The sequence below is a fragment of the Leisingera sp. F5 genome (genome assembly GCF_001593695.1).
The window spans coordinates 1-1,543 of record NZ_LUKH01000863.1; the positions used below are offsets into that span (position 1 = coordinate 1).

A 1,543-nucleotide genomic window follows, 5' to 3' on the forward strand; every position below is an offset into this window, starting at 1 on the left:
ACCTGGGATTTTGAGGAGGAAGCCGTGCAAGACGCACTGGCGGCGGAAATCCGGAGCGAGGTTGGGGCAGGGGGTGTCCGCTTGTTTCAGCAGGCCGAAATCCTCATGTGCCTCAAACGGATAGGCGACACAGCACAGACCTGCGCAGCGGCTGCAATCCTCTGTCAGCTCAGGAAGGGTCATGGGCCGGTCCCCGTGTCAAAAGAAAGGGCGGGACAGCTGCGCCACCCCACCCTAAGCATCAGTCTGCTGCGGCGCCGGGTAAAAGGCGCCGTGTGTTTTTATCAGGCGACAGCAGCAGCAAAGCTGGAACGGAAAACGTCCTTCAGCTCGGCGAGCGGCGCCTCGGAACCACCGATTTTCACCGTGTCGCCACCGAATTTACCGACAGAGGTAATGGTCACACCTGCCTGGCCGGCAGCCAGCATCAGCCCTTCGGCCTGATCGAAATTGCAGGCAATCAGGTAGCGCGCCTGATCCTCGCCGAACACGGTCTGGGTGTCGCCCGCATCGATCTGCACGCCGACGCCGGCCTCTTCGGCCATCTCAAACGCTGCCAGTGCCAGGCCGCCGTCGCCAAGGTCGGTGCAGGCTTTGATCAGCTCGCGGTTGGCGCGGATGAACTCGCCATTGCGCTTTTCGGCCTCCAGATCAACCGCCGGCGCGTCGCCGTCCTCGCGGTTGAACACCTCTGCCAGCAGCGCCGACTGGCCCAGATGGCCCACGGTTTCGCCCACCAGCAGCGCCACATGGCCGTCGCGGGCCTCGCCAATGATCGGCTCTTCGCCGGCAGCGATCAGGCCCACGGCGCCGATGGTCGGGGTCGGCAGGATGCCCTTGCCGTCGGTTTCATTGTACAGCGATACGTTGCCGGAGACGATCGGCATGTCGAGTGCGGCAACTGCCTCGCCGATGCCTTTGATGGCGCCGACGAACTGGCCCATGATCTCGGGCTTTTCGGGGTTGCCAAAGTTTAGGTTATCTGTTGTTGCCAAGGGCTTGGCGCCTACAGCTGTCAGGTTTCGGTACGCCTCGGCCACGGCCTGTTTACCGCCCTCGAACGGGTTTGCCTTGACGTAGCGCGGGGTCACGTCGGAGGTGAAGGCCAGCTTCTTATCCGTGCCATGCACCCGGACAATGCCCGAACCCGCACCGGGCCGGCGGGCGGTGTCGCCCATCACGGTGGTGTCGTATTGTTCATAGACCCACTGCTTGCCCGCGTAGTTCGGCGAGGTCAGCAGCGCCTTAAGGCCGTCAATCGGGTCGATGGTGGGCACGTCGGCATCGGTCAACGGCTCGGCTGCCGGGGTCGGAACCCAGGGGCGGTCGTATTCCGGCGCGGTAGAGGCCAGTTTCGACAGCACGAGATCCGCTTTCACTTCACCGTTGTGCAGGATCAGGAAGCGGTCCTCGGCAATGGTTTCACCGACGATGGCAAAATCCAGGTCCCATTTTTCGAACACGGCGCGGGCGTCGGCTTCCAGCTCGGGCTTCAGCACCATCAGCATGCGTTCCTGAGATTCCGACAGCATCATCTCGTAGG

1 protein-coding gene and 1 pseudogene are annotated in these 1,543 nt (G+C 63.0%); both read right to left on the minus strand.

All coding sequences use genetic code 11. The features are described from left to right. A pseudogene (locus tag A2I95_RS36850) lies at window positions 1-183 on the minus strand (hypothetical protein); the annotation flags it as partial. 101 nt (window positions 184-284) lie between these two features. Continuing rightward, the coding region (locus A2I95_RS36855; RefSeq protein WP_291737437.1) for an AIR synthase-related protein at window positions 285-1,543 on the minus strand (1,259 nt) is incomplete at its 5' end.